15 protein-coding genes and 1 pseudogene are annotated in these 16,292 nt (G+C 57.0%); 6 read left to right on the top strand and 10 right to left on the bottom strand.

Annotated elements, in window-relative coordinates; translation table 11 throughout:
* Positions 1-58 precede the first annotated feature (58 nt).
* Positions 59-1,819, bottom strand: a complete 1,761-nt coding sequence (locus GHO32_RS13405; protein WP_153334477.1) for a cation:proton antiporter — start codon at positions 1,817-1,819, stop codon at positions 59-61.
* A 287-nt stretch (positions 1,820-2,106) separates the two neighbouring features.
* Here GHO32_RS13405 and GHO32_RS13400 point away from each other — a divergent pair, with 287 nt between their 5' ends.
* Positions 2,107-2,592, top strand: coding sequence for an acyl-CoA thioesterase (locus tag GHO32_RS13400; RefSeq protein ID WP_048373808.1), 486 nt, complete (start codon positions 2,107-2,109; stop codon positions 2,590-2,592).
* A gap of 109 nt (positions 2,593-2,701) precedes the next feature.
* Here GHO32_RS13400 and pdxY read toward each other — a convergent pair whose 3' ends face one another.
* Positions 2,702-3,574 (bottom strand): pyridoxal kinase PdxY, encoded by an 873-nt coding sequence (gene pdxY, locus GHO32_RS13395; RefSeq protein WP_048373495.1) that lies wholly within the window; start codon positions 3,572-3,574, stop codon positions 2,702-2,704.
* 113 nt (positions 3,575-3,687) lie between these two features.
* Between pdxY and GHO32_RS13390 the strand changes: the two genes are divergently transcribed.
* Entirely contained in the window at positions 3,688-4,095 is a 408-nt protein-coding gene (locus tag GHO32_RS13390) for a DUF3301 domain-containing protein (RefSeq protein WP_048373496.1), read from the top strand.
* Between the two features lie 224 nt (positions 4,096-4,319).
* Here the strand turns inward: GHO32_RS13390 and GHO32_RS13385 are convergent, their stop codons facing one another.
* From GHO32_RS13385 to zigA, 3 genes are read right to left on the bottom strand one after another with little or no spacing between them, the layout of a single operon-like run.
* A complete protein-coding gene (locus GHO32_RS13385; RefSeq protein ID WP_153334549.1) occupies positions 4,320-5,294 on the bottom strand; it encodes a GTP-binding protein in 975 nt (324 codons plus the stop codon).
* A 40-nt stretch (positions 5,295-5,334) separates the two neighbouring features.
* Complete coding sequence (locus GHO32_RS13380) at positions 5,335-5,985, bottom strand: DUF1826 domain-containing protein (protein WP_153334480.1); 651 nt, start codon at positions 5,983-5,985, stop codon at positions 5,335-5,337.
* Positions 5,982-7,190: a zinc metallochaperone GTPase ZigA gene (gene zigA, locus GHO32_RS13375; RefSeq protein WP_153334482.1), complete on the bottom strand. Its 1,209-nt coding sequence runs from the start codon at positions 7,188-7,190 to the stop codon at positions 5,982-5,984. The genes GHO32_RS13380 and zigA overlap by 4 nt, the downstream gene beginning before the upstream one ends.
* A 148-nt stretch (positions 7,191-7,338) precedes the next feature.
* Here zigA and folE2 point away from each other — a divergent pair, with 148 nt between their 5' ends.
* Positions 7,339-8,235, top strand: coding sequence for a GTP cyclohydrolase FolE2 (gene folE2, locus GHO32_RS13370; RefSeq protein ID WP_153334484.1), 897 nt, complete (start codon positions 7,339-7,341; stop codon positions 8,233-8,235).
* A gap of 50 nt (positions 8,236-8,285) precedes the next feature.
* Here the strand turns inward: folE2 and GHO32_RS13365 are convergent, their stop codons facing one another.
* Entirely contained in the window at positions 8,286-8,804 is a 519-nt protein-coding gene (locus GHO32_RS13365; RefSeq protein ID WP_153334486.1) for a DUF3617 domain-containing protein, read from the bottom strand.
* Between the two features lie 115 nt (positions 8,805-8,919).
* Between GHO32_RS13365 and GHO32_RS27220 the strand changes: the two are divergent.
* The 3 genes and pseudogenes from GHO32_RS27220 to GHO32_RS13355 form a co-directional block, all read left to right on the top strand.
* Positions 8,920-9,000, top strand: a pseudogene (locus GHO32_RS27220) (hypothetical protein); the annotation flags it as partial.
* Positions 8,999-10,378, top strand: coding sequence for a cardiolipin synthase (cls, locus tag GHO32_RS13360; protein WP_227024798.1), 1,380 nt, complete (start codon positions 8,999-9,001; stop codon positions 10,376-10,378). The pseudogene GHO32_RS27220 and the gene cls, both read left to right, overlap by 2 nt.
* 135 nt (positions 10,379-10,513) lie before the next feature.
* Positions 10,514-10,996, top strand: coding sequence for a hypothetical protein (locus GHO32_RS13355; protein WP_053225445.1), 483 nt, complete (start codon positions 10,514-10,516; stop codon positions 10,994-10,996).
* Here GHO32_RS13355 and cfaB read toward each other — a convergent pair.
* The 4 genes from cfaB to hflC form a co-directional block, all read right to left on the bottom strand.
* Positions 10,987-12,168 (bottom strand): C17 cyclopropane fatty acid synthase CfaB, encoded by a 1,182-nt coding sequence (cfaB, locus tag GHO32_RS13350; RefSeq protein ID WP_153334488.1) that lies wholly within the window; start codon positions 12,166-12,168, stop codon positions 10,987-10,989. The genes GHO32_RS13355 and cfaB overlap by 10 nt on opposite strands.
* Positions 12,169-12,285: 117 nt before the next feature.
* A complete protein-coding gene (locus GHO32_RS13345) occupies positions 12,286-14,199 on the bottom strand; it encodes a cation-translocating P-type ATPase (protein ID WP_153334490.1) in 1,914 nt (637 codons plus the stop codon).
* Positions 14,196-15,254 (bottom strand): protease modulator HflK, encoded by a 1,059-nt coding sequence (hflK, locus tag GHO32_RS13340; RefSeq protein ID WP_153334491.1) that lies wholly within the window; start codon positions 15,252-15,254, stop codon positions 14,196-14,198. The genes GHO32_RS13345 and hflK overlap by 4 nt, the downstream gene beginning before the upstream one ends.
* Complete coding sequence (hflC, locus tag GHO32_RS13335) at positions 15,251-16,282, bottom strand: protease modulator HflC (protein WP_153334492.1); 1,032 nt, start codon at positions 16,280-16,282, stop codon at positions 15,251-15,253. Before hflC ends, hflK begins: the two co-directional genes overlap by 4 nt.
* Between the last annotated feature and the right edge of the window lie 10 nt (positions 16,283-16,292).

The following is a 16,292-nucleotide window of genomic DNA, read 5'->3' as shown; positions in this document are numbered from 1 at the left end:
CCTCACGATCTTTTAAACGATCAAAAGATCGCGAGACAAGCGCGCTCCTACACAGTTTTCAGTGGCTGCCTTCCTTGTGGTTATCCAGCGTCTCCAGCAGCGCCACCTGCATACGCGTGTGAATACGCACAAACCAGCGCCACAACACCGCCGCAACGCCCGCTGCCACCACGGCAATCACGATCAGCAGTTCGTTGGTCGGCAAGATGCTCGCCGATAAGGCTGACAGCAGCAGAAAAATCACCAGCAACGACAGAATCGGGATCACTTCAGCGATCACCCGACGCACACGCTGTGTGTGCCGCCCGGCCATTTCCGGTTTAACCCCCATCTCGGCCAGCAACATCGACAGCGCTTTGAGCTTGCGATACGCCGCGATCAAAAACGGCAGCGACAGGAGCAAGGCAAGGCCCCAGATCATGCCTTTTTGCCAGCTCGGCTCCAGGATCCAGCCCTGTAGGTAACGCGCGATCCGCGGGGCGAAAAAGCCGCCGGCAAAGAAAATAGCGATCACCAGGGCCAAATTGACACCCACCTGCAGCAAGATCTTGCGGATCATCGCCGCGAGCAAAGCCCCCTCGCCTTGCGGCTGAATGCTGCGCAACCATTCGCCATACAGCCCAAACACCCGCGACACACGCCCCGGCACCACGTGCGACAGCTTGAGCGAGAGCGGATCTGCGGCGCGAATCAGATAAGGCGTCATCAAGGTGGTCAGCACCGATACGGCGACCGCTACGGGATACAGGAAGCTGCTGGTGACCTGTAAGGTCATGCCTAGCGCCGCAATGATGAATGAGAATTCGCCAATCTGTGAAAGACCCATCCCGACACGCAGTGAGGTGCGTCCGTCATTACCGGCGATAAAGGCGCCCAGCCCGCACGAAAGCATCTTGCCCAGTACCACCGCGACGGTGATCACCACGATTGGCAGTGCGTACTCCATCAAAATGACAGGGTCGAGCATCAGCCCGATGGCGACAAAAAAGATCGCGCTGAACAGATCACGTACTGGCTCGATCAAGCGTTCGATTTTCAGCAACTGGCGCGATTCGGCCATGATCGCGCCGATCAGGAAGGCGCCCAGCACCATGCTGTATTCCAGCCGGACCACCAGCAGGCAGAAGCCAAAACACAGGCCCAACACGGTGATCAGGAGCATTTCGTTGCTTTCAAAACGGGCCACATAGGCCAGCACGCGCGGCACCAGCAAGATGCCGATGACCAGCGCGACGATCATGAACAGCGACAATTTGCCGACCGTCGAAAAGACTTCTTCCGGGCTCACACTGCCGCTCACGGCGATGCTCGAGAGCAAGGCTATGATCCCGATGCCCAAGATGTCTTCCACGATCAGCACGCCAAAAATCAGCTGCGCGAAGCGCTCGTTTTTCATCTTCAGGTCGTTAAGCGCTTTCACGATGATGGTGGTCGAGGAAATCGCCAGGATCGCGCCCAGGAACAGCGAATCCATGGTGTTCCAGTCGAACCAGCGGCCAATTTCGTAGCCGATCCAGATCATCAGCGTAATTTCCATAAACGCTGCGATAAACGCGGTGGCCCCGACCTTGAACAGTTTGCGCAGGCTAAATTCCAGCCCCAGGCAAAACATCAAAAAGATCACCCCGAGTTCGGCCAGGGTCTTGATGGTTTCTTCATCGTGAATCAGGCCAAAAGGCGGGGTGTGCGGACCGATAATAAAACCTGCCACGATGTAACCCAGCACCACCGGCTGCTTGAACCGGTGGAACAGAATAGTCACCACGCCTGCGACCAGCATGATGACTGCCAAATCCTGGATAAAGCTGATGGCATGCATGGCGTGACGCTCCTTTATAATTTTTACCCGGCAACAAAACGACAGACCCAGCTTGATACGCTGCGCATCTCAATTGTTTTAAGTGTAGGAATTGTCCGAACGAAGGACATTTGCACGCTAACAGCGCGACTTCTGGCTGAAAGGCGGTGCAATATATGGAAACAGATACAACAGAGCGTGACGACAGCCAAAGCGACAGCGTCCCGTTATTAACTGTTTCAAAAAATCACAAAGCGTCCGCAGAGATGCCCACTTCACTGCTGCAACACAACCGCGAGCCTGCTGCTATGGAACCCGGAAACTCCCAATTGTCGATGACGGTCTTGATGACCCCGGACATGGCCAACTTCTCTGGCAATGTTCACGGCGGAACCCTGCTCAAGTACCTCGACGAAGTCGCTTACGCCTGCGCGAGCCGCTACGCAGGGCGTTATGTGGTCACCTTGTCGGTGGACCAGGTTATTTTCCGTGAGCCGATTCATGTCGGCGAGCTGGTGACCTTCCTGGCGTCGGTCAACTACACCGGCAACACCTCGATGGAAGTCGGGATCAAAGTGGTCACCGAAAATATTCGTGAACGTTCAGTGCGCCACACCAACAGCTGCTTCTTCACCATGGTGGCGGTTGATGACGACCGTAAACCGGCGGCTGTACCACCTTTGCAGCCACTGAACAGCGAAGATAAACGCCGCTTTATCCAGGGCAAGCAACGTCGCCAGATCCGTCAGGAACTGGAGCAACGCTATCGCGAATTGAAAGACGAAACGCTGTAAGCCACACCGACCAACCTCTGTAGGAGCGAGCTTGTCTCGCGATCTTTTAAACGATCAAAAAGATCGCGAGACAAGCTCGCTCCTACAGGGCATTGGCTAAAGTGGCAGCTTACAAACTGATCGGCACCGCCTCAAACCGCACACGCGGATGGGCAATGCGGTCTTGGGCACGCACCAGTTGCAACTCATAGCTGCTACAGGCCTGGGTTTCGAGCAGCACTTCATGCACCGCTGCCGCCGCGAACTCAAAGGCCGCCACCAGGCTGTCACCCAGCAGCACGCGCGCCAGGAACAACCCGGACGTCAGATCGCCCACACCCACTGGCTGACGCGGGAAGGCCAACAGCGGGCGGCGCAGATGCCAACTGCCCTCGGCAGTCACCAGCAGCATCTCAAAGCTTTCTGCAGGCTTGCCGGGATACGACAAATGCTTCACCAACACCGCTTTTGGCCCACGCGCCAACAGGCTGCGCGCCATCGCCAGACAATCGAAGAGTGATTGCGGCGCACGGCCACAAAAGCTGTCCAGTTCCAACTGATTAGGGCACAAGAAGTCAGCGACGGCGGCCGCTTCGTCGAGCAGAAAATCACTCACCTCCTGCGGCACGATGCAGCCCTTCTCCGGGTGCCCCATCACCGGGTCGCACAGATACAGCGCATGCGGGTTGGTGGCCTTGATACGGGCCACACCGCGCAGAATCGCCCGCCCTTGCGCGGCGCTGCCCAAGTAGCCCGACAGCACGGCATCACAGTTGCCCAGCTCGCCAATCGCGGCAATGCCATCAACCAGTGCAGGAATTTGTTCTGGGGCCAACACTTCGCCCGCCCACTGACCATACTGAGTGTGGTTAGAGAACTGCACCGTGTTCAGAGGCCAGACATTCACGCCAACACGCTGCATAGGAAACACAGCTGCGCTGTTGCCGGCATGGCCGAAAACCACGTGGGATTGGATGGCGAGTAAGTGAGGTGTACGTTTCATGCCGGATTCCAGACTGCTAGTGGATTCAAGCCACGCAGTATGCGACTAAACATGACCTGTACGACAGGCTGAAGACACAGTTAAGCTGAACCCAATCTGTTGGAGCGCATTGAATGCTGACCCTGGGAAATATGTTTGTGCTGATGCTGCTGGCAACGGGCGCTGCCTGGCTGTGGCACAACCACGGCCTGCGTGAGCGTGCGCTCGAACGGGTCAAACAGCATTGTCGAAAACTCGATATCGAGTTGCTCGATGACAACGTGGCGCTGAAAAAAATTGGCTTTATCGCTGATGCCAATGGGCAAAAGCGCTTGGCCCGTGTGTATAACTTCGAATTTACAGTCACCGGCGATCAGCGCCATACCGGGACCATCACTCAGTTCGGCGCCCACAGCGCCAAAATTGATCTGCCGCCCTACCCGGTCAGGGCCGAGGAAGAACCTGAGCCAGCGGTCGTGCACAGCGCTCAGGTGATTGAACTCAGCCAATGGCGCCAGGAACACAGCAAGACCCGGCACTGAGCCGCCTCTATAACGCCCACACCTGTCTGCGCTTGCCTCGCGATCTTCTGGTTGTCCAGAAAATCGCGAGTTAAGTACGCCTGTGGATAACTCCGCTGAAACCCTTGATTTAGACGCCTCGCGCAGATTTTTAAGCGTCAGAACGGCTGCACACAGTTTAAATTGTAAGACAATTTTACCAGCACAAAATCCCCGTAAACACTGGGTTTCAGGCCCTTCTTGGCTCAGCCCCCTTCCTTCATCAGGCAACTTTGCAGCCCGGCGCGGAGCACCTCCAGGTCTTGCGGCTGCTCAAAGATCAGTTCAAGGCGTGAATCCTGGCGCCACTCGCTGGGCTTCCACGATTGCAGCGAGTTATCCACAGAATTACTTGAAAACCAGCCCTCCGAAGCCCTGACAACCAGCTTGGCGCGCCGCCAATCGAGGCTTTTCAACCACTGCTGCAAGCGACTCACATCAAATTGCCGCGAGGCATGCCAGCGCCACCCCACACTCCAGCCTTCAGGTTGAAGCTGAGCCTGCAGAATAGGGATTCCGGGGTCAGTAAAAACACTGCCAATCTGAATAATATCCTTATAAATCAATAACTTATCCACAGGATGAATATCTTTCATGTCGGCTACAGACAGCGATTTTAAAGGGATTCGGCCATTCTCTACCCATAAAATCGGGCACTTTGGCAGGCCGTATGCAATCTGCTCACGTTGCTCTTTTTGCACACTATGAGATTTATTCATGACCAATAAACCGGCACTTTTCAGGGCTGTTTGCTGGGTTTCGGGGAGCGTTTTTCCCTGAGCCATCGCCTGTGCATCGAGCACCATCACGCACGGCTGCAACGCCAACACGCCCAACCAGGGCGCTTCACTGAGCTGTTTTAAAATTTGCGCGGGATGCCCCAACCCCGACGGCTCGATAAACAAGCGATCAGGGCGGGCCTTGCGCAAGAGACGGCTCAAACCGATTTGAAACGGCGCACCGTTGACGCAACACACACAACCACCGGCCACTTCGGCAATGGCTATGGCGTCGCTTCCAGCGCCCATAAGGGCCGCATCCAGGCCGATTTGGCCGAACTCATTGACCAGTACAGCCCAGCGCTCGTCGGCGGGCTTTTGCGTCATCAGGTGTTGAATCAGGCTGGTTTTGCCGGCGCCCAACGGCCCGGCAATTACGTGGGTAGGAATGTTCTGCAACATCATCGCCAGCTTCTGTTTTGATCGAAAGCAGCAATATGCCTCAGGCCAGCCAATCCAGGGTCAAAATCAGTCGCCGTTCACCCTCTGCCAGGGCCGGCGAACGATGAATCAACCCCGCGCCCTCGTTACCCTGCCATTTTTCGCCCTTGAGCAACGCCACAGCACCGGTGTTCACCTGCTCAATGCGCGATGGCTCGGCGGGTTCTGCCTGGGCCTGACCGAGATGACGACGGTTCATCACGCCTTCCTGCAACCACTGGCTCCCAAGCCCTGCGTACGTGGTAATAAGCCTGACAGGCACATGGTCGACGTGAAACCGTGGACACATGGCCTTATCCAGGGCCCTGAGACGCAGGCCCACGCGTTTTGCGCCTAATAAACAGGCGTAGGCACTGACCAGCCAGGAAATATCAGCAATGAAGCCCTCATAGCCGTCCAGATCGTTAAACCGGGAGGCCAGGCCCTTGAGGTTGGGCTGGGCATTTTCATCGGCCATCTCAAGCACCAAGGCATCCGCCAGCGGCTCACCGAGCGAGAGCAACAGTTCTGCAAAATGGCTGATGTGCACCGGTAATTGGCGCTGCCAAACAGCCAGATTGACCTCATCGTCGAGGATCCGCGTCATGGTTTCAGGCGTTTGCCCACTGACATGTCCGACCAACGGCCGAATCAGTCGTACAACGTTACTCATGCCGCCACCTCTTCATACCAGTCGCCGAACGGATCATTCAGTTGTTGCCAGCCCTCTACGCCGAGGGCCATTTCCTGGTCCGTGAGCAGGCAGGCATCCAGCTCGGCCGAAAGCAGGGCAAAGTTGATGTGCTGACCGATAAACACCAGTTCCTGACGGCAATCGGCAGTCTCCGGCAGCCATTTTTTAAGAATTTCGGCCTTGGTTTCTGCGTCTTGCGGCCATTGCTCACGGGGCACAAATCGCCACCAACGCCCGGCAAATCCGTAGCGCATCAGACCTCCGGCCTGCGACCAACTGCCCGCTTCCTGATACTTGCTGGCCAGCCAGAAAAAGCCCTTGGAACGCAGCAATTTGCCGTTGGTCCAGGGGCGGTCAATAAAGTTGAAAAAACGCTCGGGATGAAACGGACGGCGCGCGCGATAAGCCGTAGAAGCAATGCCGTATTCCTCGGTTTCAGGCACATGCTCACCGCGTAGTTCTTGCAGCCAACCCGGTGCTTGAGCCGCGCGCTCAAAGTCAAAACGACCGGTATCGAGGATTTTTTTCAGCGGGATTTCGCCCATCACCATCGGGATGATTTCGGCGTGTGCATTCAAACGCTCAAGAATGGCGATTAATTCCTGGCGCTCAACACTGCTGATCAGGTCAATTTTGCTGATCAAAATCACATCAGCGAACTCGATTTGCTCAATCAGCAGGTCAGTGATCGAGCGCTCATCGTCCTCGCCCAAGGTCTCGCCACGGGACGCCAGGCTTTCTGCGGCTTGATAGTCATGCAGAAAATTCAGGCCATCGACCACCGTCACCATGGTATCCAGGCGGGCGATATCAGCCAGGCTTTGGCCCGACTCATCGCGGAAGGTAAAGGTTTCAGCCACTGGCAACGGTTCTGAAATGCCTGTGGATTCGATCAATAAATAGTCAAAGCGGCCGTCATTGGCCAACTTGCTGACCTCTTCCAGCAGGTCTTCACGCAAGGTGCAGCAGATGCAGCCGTTGCTCATTTCAACCAATTTTTCTTCGGCTCGGTTCAGGCTGACGTCTCGCTGAACCTCGCCACCATCAATGTTGATTTCACTCATGTCATTGACGATGACCGCCACGCGCAAATCTTCGCGGTTTCGCAAAATGTAATTCAACAGGGTGCTTTTTCCTGCACCGAGAAAACCAGACAACACGGTCACTGGTAGACGTTTACGCATGGGACTTCCTCATCAGGGTTGGCAGGTCAAAGCGCCCGCTTGACGACTGACCCTATTCGGGCCTGCCGATAATGATACATTATAACAATACAAAGCATAAGAATTGTTATCTTGTAACATTAAGCCAACCTCTCGATGGAAGACCTTTATGAATGCTTTAACCCTTCCCGACATTGCTTCACAAAACGCCCGACAAATTGTTCCACTCGACTGGGTCGGGATGTGTGGCATTGCCTTGCCGATTGTTATTGAAGGTCAGCGGCTCACGGCAACAGCCGACGCCGGCGTGAGTCTGGACGATGGCGAGGCGCGTGGTATTCATATGTCACGACTTTATTTAGCGCTCGAAATGCTCGAGTCGCAGGACCTGAACCCGCTACTTTTGAAAAAAGTTTTGCAGCAATTTCTCGACAGTCACGATGATTTATCGATCTGTGCCTACCTGCGAATCCACACCCAGATGCTATTGAAACGTCCGGCGTTGGTCAGCCCATTGAGTGGCTGGAAGACCTACCCGGTGAGCATCGATGCGTCTCTGAAAAACGGAATGTTCCACGTGGAACTAAAAATTGAAGTGAACTACTCATCGACTTGCCCCTGCTCGGCGGCCCTGGCTCGCCAACTTATTCAGCAGCAATTCGTGAATGACTTCGCCAATAAGCCGTTAGAACACGCCGATGTTTTAGCTTGGCTAGGCAGTTCGCAGGGCATTGTGGCGACGCCTCACAGCCAAAGAAGCACAGCAATTTTGCAAACCCAGCTCAGCAACGATCAGCGAGCGCTGCCGATTGAAGTGATCATTAATCAGGCCGAAGCGGCGTTGGGCACCGCCGTACAAACCGCTGTGAAACGTGCTGACGAACAAGCCTTCGCCTTGGCCAACGGGCAGAACTTGATGTTTTGTGAGGACGCGGCGCGGCGATTGAATGTGGCACTAAAGGCAGTGCCAGGGGTGCAGGGTTTTAATCTGAAGGTGGTTCACGCTGAGAGTCTGCACAGCCATGACGCTGTGGCAGAGAGTCGCTGGAACTGGAAAGCGCGTTAAACCAATGGAAGAGCCGCGCCGCGTGGAACACGTTGCGCGGCCCTTCTGAATTATGTGCGGGGTTTAACGGCGCCGCAGTTTTGCCCCAGCCACACAGCACGCGTGTCCATGCTGCCTTTTTGCGCAACGCCCGTTGCATTGAATGAGCCGATCACCGCGGTGGTGAACTCACGGTCACTGGCAAATGTGGCGACTCCAGCCCCCTGAGCATTTGGGCAACTAAAGCGAAACTTCCACTGATTTCCACTACGCTCAGTGATCTGCTGATTGCACCCGGACTTGGGATCGGCCAGCGGAATATCATCCGACTGCACCTGTTCGGGTGTCAGGCATACACGGATACCTTTACCGCCCAGGGTGACGCCTTGGCTTTCCAGCTGAGCTTTCATCTCTGGGGTCATCATGTTCTGAAACTGTCCTAACATTACCTGCAGGTCTGGCAACTGTTGGCCGTCTACCTGCATATTGCTCGAGGTCACTTCCCAGAGGCCCGGCTGCAGCATTTGCGCTTGGGCCACAGGGATCGAAAAACCACACGCTAGTAACACCCCTAGCAGACGAACATTCATTAAGTCACTCCTATGGAATTGTCAGCGTTAGACGCCGAATGATCGCGAGTGTTGCACTAGAACCGAAATAGCACATTCGCATCAGAACACGGTCTGTTGTACTTAGCGTTGGACATTGAGGAGTAAGGATACGCATGGATTTTTTAGGCCCGCACGTCATTGGATACCTGATTTTACTGCTCCACAGTTTAGGCTTGATTGCCGCCGTGCACGCAGTGTTAACCGTCAGAACAGCACAAGGCGCCATTGCCTGGGCCATGTCATTGTTCTTTATTCCGTACGTGACGCTCATCCCGTATCTGATCTTTGGCCGCAGCACCTTTGACGATTACATCAAAGCGCGCCGCGAAGCCAACCAAGAAATGCGTGAGGCCATCAGTGACTTGAACTGGCGCCCCTGGGTTGAAGAAGCTCTCACCGCTCGAAACTCCAAAGCCTATGGCTCGTTGCGCGCCATGCCTCGATTGGGGCGGATGCCGTGCCTGGCGAATAACAGCGTGCGGTTGCTGATCAATGGCACCGCCACTTTTGACGCGATCTTCAAAGCCATTCGCGCCGCTGAAAAAGTCGTGCTGGTGCAGTTCTTCATCATTCACGACGACGACCTTGGCAAAAAACTCCAGGCGCTCTTACTGGAAAAAGCTGCCGAAGGCGTCGCGGTGTATGTGCTGTACGACAGCATCGGCAGCCACGCCTTGCCCAAAAGTTACGGCGAAACACTGCGTGCCGGTGGAGTGCAAACCTACGCCTTTGCCACACGCGGCAGCTGGATCAGCCGCTTCCAGATCAACTTCCGCAACCACCGCAAAGTGGTGGTCGTAGACGGCCTGTTGGGTTTTGTTGGCGGGCACAACGTCGGCGATGAATACCTCGGCGCCAAGCCTCCGCTCTCGCCATGGCGAGACACCCACGTCGAAGTTAGCGGCCCGGTGGTTGCCTGCTTGCAGGAATCTTTTGCTGAAGACTGGTTCTGGGCATCGCGGCAATTGCCGCCGTTGATCCTGCCCAAGAGTTACCCTGAGACGGGGGTGCTCTGCCAATTCATGGCCAGCGGCCCGGCTGATCCTTACGAAACCTGCTCGCTGTTTTTCGTCGAAGCCATCCATGCCGCCAATGAACGGGTGTGGATCACCAGCCCCTACTTTGTGCCCGACGAAGCGGTGTTCTCCGCCTTGCGCCTCGCGGTGTTACGCGGCGTAGATGTGCGCATCCTGATACCGTCGCGCCCCGACCATAAAATCGTCTTCGCCGCGTCCAGCCTGTATGCCTTCGAAGCGGTTCGCGCAGGGGTGCGGGTGTTCCGTTACCAGCCCGGTTTTATCCATCAGAAGGCCGTATTGGTAGACAACGAGATCAGCGCAATTGGCAGCGCCAACATGGACAACCGCTCGTTCCGTCTTAACTTCGAAGTGATGCTGCTCACGGTAGACCAGGCGTTCGCCGCCGATGTGGAACACATGCTCATGGACGACTTCGCGTTGAGCCGCGAAATCACCAGTGAAGACATCAAGTCGACTCACCGCCTGCAGCAACTGGGCATGCGAGTGGCGCGTCTGGTTTCACCGGTTTTATAAATCCACGTAAGACATGTCTGAACCTGCGATCGGCCATGTCTGAAAAGCCTCCCGCGTTGAGACAGTCTCTTAGCCTCTCCTTAAGCTGCGTAGCTCGGTGCAATGCCGAGCTACTCACTATAAGGATCAACACGCATGAAATTTTCGCTGATGGGTTTGCTGTTCAGCATCACTTCGCTGGCCCAGGCTGAAACCACCCCGCCGCCCGTCGTCCCCGCCATTACCGTCGAGTTCGGCAAGCCAACGTACATTCATCGATTGCACTACAAGAAGATGTACAGCGAAAAACCGTTTGAAGAAGCCATCCTGTACTACTACGACAATGGCTTGTACAAGATCATTTCCCCAGGCGAAAACCACTACGGCGCCTATGTAGTTGAAGGGGCGTTTACCGATGAGGAATACAAGATCAGCTACATCTCCTTGCCCTCAGCTGACTGGGGAGGAAACGTAGCGCGTCATGATCTTGTGTTTAAAAAGAAGGGGCTGACCTTCGAACAGAAGGCCGTGGCACAGGTGGATCAAAACATCCCACTGCAACATGGGCTTTACCTTCAGGAAATAAACCCTGAAGTAAGCCCCGTTGCAATTACGTGGGATTCACACGGTCAGCGATAAATATCGGCGCGTGTCGGTGGCAATTCAATGGAGCCATCGGCATGCGGTTTGGTTGCCAGAATCTGGTCGATGTTGATCCAGCCATGGGCAAACGCGTACGCACAACCCGCCAGGTACAGGCGCCAGATACGCAGGGTTTTCTCCGGGACCATTTTCGCCGCAGTCTCCAGATTGTTTTCCAGACGCTGACTCCAGTGATCCAGCGTGCGCGCGTAATGCAGACGCAAGCTTTCGACGTCGACCACTTCCAGACCGGCTTCGCTAATCTCGGCGGTGATCATCGACAGGTGCGGCAACTCACCGTTCGGGAACACATAGCGGTCGATAAAATCACCGGCCCCGCGACCTACCGGGCGGCCATCAGTGTGCTTGGCGGTAATGCCGTGGTTCATCACCAGGCCGCCTTCACGCACTGCATTGAAAAGGATGTTGCAGTACTCATTGAGGTTGGCGTGACCCACGTGCTCAAACATGCCCACGCTGACGATTTTGTCGAAGCGGCCGTCTTGCGGCAGATCGCGGTAGTCGAGCAGTTGCAGGTCGACCTTGTCTTGCAGGCCTTCAGCTTTGACGCGTTCACGGCCCAGCGCCAGTTGCTCTTTGCTCAGGGTAATGCCAAAGACTTTGACCCCGTACTCGCGTGCGGCAAAACGCGCCAACCCGCCCCAGCCACAACCAACGTCGAGCAGATACTCACCCGGTTTCAGGCGCAGCTTACGGCACAGCAGGCGAAACTTGGCTTGCTGAGCTTCATCAAGGGTTTCTTCACCGGTCTCGAAATAGCCACACGAATAGGCCATGTCGCGGTCAAGCCACAGCTGATAAAACTCATTGGACAGGTCGTAGTGGTAAGAGATGGAAGCGGCGTCGATTTCTTTGTCGTGGTGAATACGCGTAGGTCGAGTGTCCTCTTCCTCCACCAGCGCCTGGCTCAACTCATCACACACACGAATCACTTCTTTGACGGAGCCTTCCAGCTCAAGCTTCCCCTCAACAAAAGCGGTGCCCAGCAGGTCAAGGCTGGGGTGGGTAAACTCGGCAACCAGTTGCGGGTCTTTGACCACAATCGTGACACTAGGCTCTGGCCCTAGATCGAACTGGTTTCCATCCCAAAGTTTAAGGCGTAATGGAAGATGAAGTTTCTGTAAAGCCGGTGGCAGTTGCGCGAGCATCAGTAAGTCCTCCTTCAATTCAGACATCGAAACTATAGGGTAGTCGATTAACCGAAACTGTCAGCTCAGTGAGCTGACAGCCAGAAGCCAGAGCGTGCGTGATGCGTTTTCAGACCCTTACTGCGGCGTTTCTGACGCCACCAACGGCTCATGAAAACGAAGCAAACGTCCAGCATTCCCCAACACCAATAACGTACTCAAGTTGTGCAGCAGCGCGGCAATCATGGCGCCAGCCGCCCCCAACCAACCAAACGCAGCGGCGGCAACAATCGCCAATGTCCAGCCCAGCCCGATGACCACATTGACCTGCAAGGTGTGGCGGCATTCACGACTCAGTCGCACACACGTCCCCAAACGCCGCAAGTCACTGCCGATCAACACGATGTCGGATGACGCCAGGGCAATGTCCGCACCGCCCGCCCCCATCGCCACACCCACCACGCCGGCTTTAAGTGCCAGCGAATCGTTGATCCCGTCACCGACCACCATGGGTCTGAAGCCACTGTCGATTTCGCCCAATACACGTTTCAATTTATCTTCGGGCAAGGCTTGGGCTTGAACTTCACTGATGCCCACCGCCTGCGCCAAATGGTCCGCCACACTTTGCCGGTCACCCGTCAGCAAGACCTGGCGCCCCAGCCCCAGCTCACGCAAATCGCGCAACGCCTGTTGGGCTTCGGGCTTAACGCTGTCTGCCAACAATAACCAGCCAAGAAACTGTGTGTCCAATGAAAGACCTGCAATAGGGCCATCATGGTCCGGCACCGGGGTTGTGGTAATAGTCAATTGGTCGAATAACTCCGGCCGCCCCAACGCCGCTTCGCCCTGCTCGGTTCTGGCCACGACGCCCAAACCCTGGCGCTCGCGCACATCCTCCAGCGTCAGCAATTGGTCATGGCTGACCAGCCCGGCCAACGCCCGACTCACCGGGTGGCTGCTGGCAGCGCCCAAACTGGCGGCCAGTTGCAGCAACGGCTGATGCTCCGTGAGCGGTGTTTCGATGGCTTGCAGGCGCAACGTGCCGTAGGTCAGGGTGCCGGTTTTATCCACTACCAGGGAGGTTAAATCCGCCAGTTCTTCAAGGAACGCCGAGCTGCGAATCAAGATCCCGTGACGCGCTGCCACGGCGATCCCGGCAATCGCGGTGGCCGGTGCCGACAACACCAACGCACACGGGCACGCCGCCACCAACACCGCGAGCATGGCTTGGGCATCGTTGGTGATAAACCAGGTCACGGCGGCGATCATCAACACCAGCACCATGTAGCCGCCCGCATAGCGTTCGAGCAAACGGGTGATCGGCGGTTTGGCGCGCTCAGCGTTTTGCATCAGGGCAATGACTTTGCCCAGTGTCGACTCTTCACCGGTGCGTGTCACTTCAACACGCAGCAGGCCGTCCAGGTTGATCGCGCCACCGTAAATGGGCATGCCTACGCTGACTTCCAGCGGCACCGACTCCCCGGTGATCGACGCCGTGTCGAGGCTGGCCTGGCCCGACAACACCACACCATCGGCCGGTACACGATCCCCGGCGCGTACTTCAACCTGGTCCCCGGTCTTGAGGGTGCTGTTGTCGACCTCCAGCAAACGGCCGTCGGCCTGAAATAACCGCGCCTGGCTGCGGGTCAGTTTGCCCAGCGCATGAATGGCTTCTTGCGAACCGATCACGCTGCGCTCTTCCAGCACGTGGCCAAAAATCATGATGATCGGCAACAGTGCAGCGGTGAGTAAATCGCCGGTGGCCCACGCGCCCAGCATCGCCAGGGCAATCAGTTGATCGGTGATGCCGTGCAGGCTCGGATAACGCAGGCTGTACCACGCCGAACGCATCACCGGCACCGCCACCAACAACGAGGCAAACCCCAATAACAACTGGCTGGTGCCCACTTGCAGGGGCATGAACCAGCGCCACACCAGCCCCAAGGCCAGCAACCCCAGCGCCAGCATCGCCAGCGTCAGTTGCCGCGCAGCGCTGCGTTGCTCGGCGCTGCTCAGCATGCTGACCACGGGTTGCGTTGCAGACGTACTCATTGTTCGGCTCCCTGAATAATCAGACGGGAATCATCTTTAGGATCAACGGTGGTGACAGAGCCCGCCTGCCCGAGAATTTTTGGCACCCGCTCGCGGTATAAACGCAGCAACAAACCAGGGTCATTACCGGCCTGTTGTACCTTGGCCAAATTGACGATGGCCGCCGTGTTCGATTGCGCCAAGGCCAATCGTTCACTGGCTTGGGCATGGGCTTGCTCAACCGTGCGGTCGGCTTCCTGGGTGGCGTTTTGGGTCGTTTTAGCGGCATCGTTGCGCGCGTTGGCCACGGCTTTGTCGGCTTGCTGGCTGGCCGTCAGCACCGCGTTAAACGCGTTGACGGCCGGGCCCGGCAAACTCGATTGCACATCGACCCGCACCACCTCCAGACCAATGCCCTGCCCCGTTGCCGTGAGCGCCGCCAGTTGCTGATTGATGCCTTGCACCAAATCACCGCGCAAACGCTCACGGCGTTCCGCCGACTGTTTATCGCTGCCGAGCAGCTCCGGGCGCGCCACTAAAATAGTGTCCAGATCCCGTGCGGCGGTCAGCGCCACTGCGCTGCGGGTGACCACACGATCCAGCGCTGGCAACACATGCTCCGCTTGCAGCACGTAGGCATAAGGATCGGTGACGTTGTAAAACACCCGCACATCCAGTTGCACAACGCCCGCATCACCGGTCAGCAAATACCCGGAACCGGCCAGTGCATCGTTAATGGGCGTGGCAAAAGTGGCCACTCTATCCGCCTGCAGGGCGCTGTCCGAACGCAGCAGGTTTTCGATCCGGCGCTCACTCACGCGGTCGGCGGCAGGCACAATCACCACTTGTTCAAAAGGCCGCGGCCAGGCCAGGAGCAAGCCGGCATTCTGGATGCGGTCCAGCGCGCCAAAGCGCAGCACCACTGCACGGTTCTGCGGATCGATCTGCCGCACATTCGACACACCCCACGCCACGGCGGCGAACACCGTCACGGCATACAAGCCCAAAAACGCTAAACGCCCCGCTTGTTGCCACGGGCTGCTGACACGTGGCGTGTCTTCAGATGAGCCACTCATGGATGCGACCCAGCCTTGTTATCCATCGACGGCGGGCCGTCGACCAAGACCCGGAACGGCGCCGCGTCGGTGCGCAAAATCACTTTAGTGCCGGGGTTAACCATGGTCCCCAGCGTGTCGAGCGAGCGCAGCATGTTGTACAGCTCTGGCGAACTGGCGTACGCCTGACCATAAATTTTCGCCGCCTCGACCCGCGACTGCGCTTCGATGTCCGCTGCTTTCACACTGGCATCGGCTTGCAGAATGCGCGCATCGCGCTCGGCCGCCGAACGGATTTGCGCCGCTTCACGCTTGCCCACCGCAGTGCGTTCAGTGGCGATGGTTTCACGCTCGGCGCGCATGCGGTCGACCGTGGCGGTGAGCGTGACCGACGGCAACGTCAGCCGCTCAACCCCCACTTGCAGCACACGCACGCCATAGGTGCTGAGCAATTGCTGTTCGATTTGCTGGCGCAGTTGCGCTTCGAAATCGGCAATTTTGACTTGGCTGGCATCGGTGTTGACCAAGCTGGACAGGTCAAAACTGGCGGCAGTGGTTTCCAGCGCCGAGCCGACAAAAGTACGAATTTGCCGGGCAGCTTCATCGGGCTGATTCTGCACCGCGCGCATAAAACGCTGCACGTTTTCGGCATCGCCCTGCACCTGCCAGGCCACGTAGGCCTGCACAATAATGCGCAGGCCGTCGCGGGTGCCAACGTCTTGCAGACCGCTGGAGGTGGTGCGCAAACGCAGGTCTACCGGCACGCTGACTTCAAACGGTGCGGGCCAGCGCCAGCTCAACCCAGGCTCCAGCAGCACCCGCGCCGGGTTACCGAAACGAGTAATAACTGTGGCTTCGCCGGAACGCACCTGCACCAGGCTGGCGGCTGCCACGGCAAATAAAACCAGCAAGGCGGCCCAGCCCATGCGCCGCCATGGGAACGGGCTCGGCTCATGTTCATCACCATGATGGTGGTGGTGATGATGGCCGTGATGCGCGTGGCCGTGGTGGTGGCCGCCGTGCGCGTGATGATCGTGTGAGTGGCTCAAAACAAAGCTC

Origin of the sequence: Pseudomonas sp. FSL R10-2189, assembly GCF_009600325.1 — a bacterium.
Taxonomy (GTDB): Bacteria; Pseudomonadota; Gammaproteobacteria; order Pseudomonadales; family Pseudomonadaceae; genus Aquipseudomonas; species Aquipseudomonas helleri.
The sequence above is the reverse complement of the archived record's forward strand: the minus strand, read 5'-3'. Positions and strand labels throughout refer to the sequence as shown.

Excerpts from the sequence above, each read along its gene's own strand:
- GHO32_RS13405 (WP_153334477.1), bottom strand. The coding sequence starts at position 1,819 with ATGCATGCCATCAGCTTTATCCAGGATTTGGCAGTCATCATGCTGGTC.
- GHO32_RS13400 (WP_048373808.1), top strand. The coding sequence starts at position 2,107 with ATGGAACCCGGAAACTCCCAATTGTCGATGACGGTCTTGATGACCCCG.
- pdxY (WP_048373495.1), bottom strand. The coding sequence starts at position 3,574 with ATGAAACGTACACCTCACTTACTCGCCATCCAATCCCACGTGGTTTTC.
- GHO32_RS13390 (WP_048373496.1), top strand. The coding sequence starts at position 3,688 with ATGCTGACCCTGGGAAATATGTTTGTGCTGATGCTGCTGGCAACGGGC.
- GHO32_RS13385 (WP_153334549.1), bottom strand. The coding sequence starts at position 5,294 with ATGTTGCAGAACATTCCTACCCACGTAATTGCCGGGCCGTTGGGCGCC.
- GHO32_RS13380 (WP_153334480.1), bottom strand. The coding sequence starts at position 5,985 with ATGAGTAACGTTGTACGACTGATTCGGCCGTTGGTCGGACATGTCAGT.
- zigA (WP_153334482.1), bottom strand. The coding sequence starts at position 7,190 with ATGCGTAAACGTCTACCAGTGACCGTGTTGTCTGGTTTTCTCGGTGCA.
- folE2 (WP_153334484.1), top strand. The coding sequence starts at position 7,339 with ATGAATGCTTTAACCCTTCCCGACATTGCTTCACAAAACGCCCGACAA.
- GHO32_RS13365 (WP_153334486.1), bottom strand. The coding sequence starts at position 8,804 with ATGAATGTTCGTCTGCTAGGGGTGTTACTAGCGTGTGGTTTTTCGATC.
- GHO32_RS13355 (WP_053225445.1), top strand. The coding sequence starts at position 10,514 with ATGAAATTTTCGCTGATGGGTTTGCTGTTCAGCATCACTTCGCTGGCC.
- cfaB (WP_153334488.1), bottom strand. The coding sequence starts at position 12,168 with ATGCTCGCGCAACTGCCACCGGCTTTACAGAAACTTCATCTTCCATTA.
- GHO32_RS13345 (WP_153334490.1), bottom strand. The coding sequence starts at position 14,199 with ATGAGTACGTCTGCAACGCAACCCGTGGTCAGCATGCTGAGCAGCGCC.
- hflK (WP_153334491.1), bottom strand. The coding sequence starts at position 15,254 with ATGAGTGGCTCATCTGAAGACACGCCACGTGTCAGCAGCCCGTGGCAA.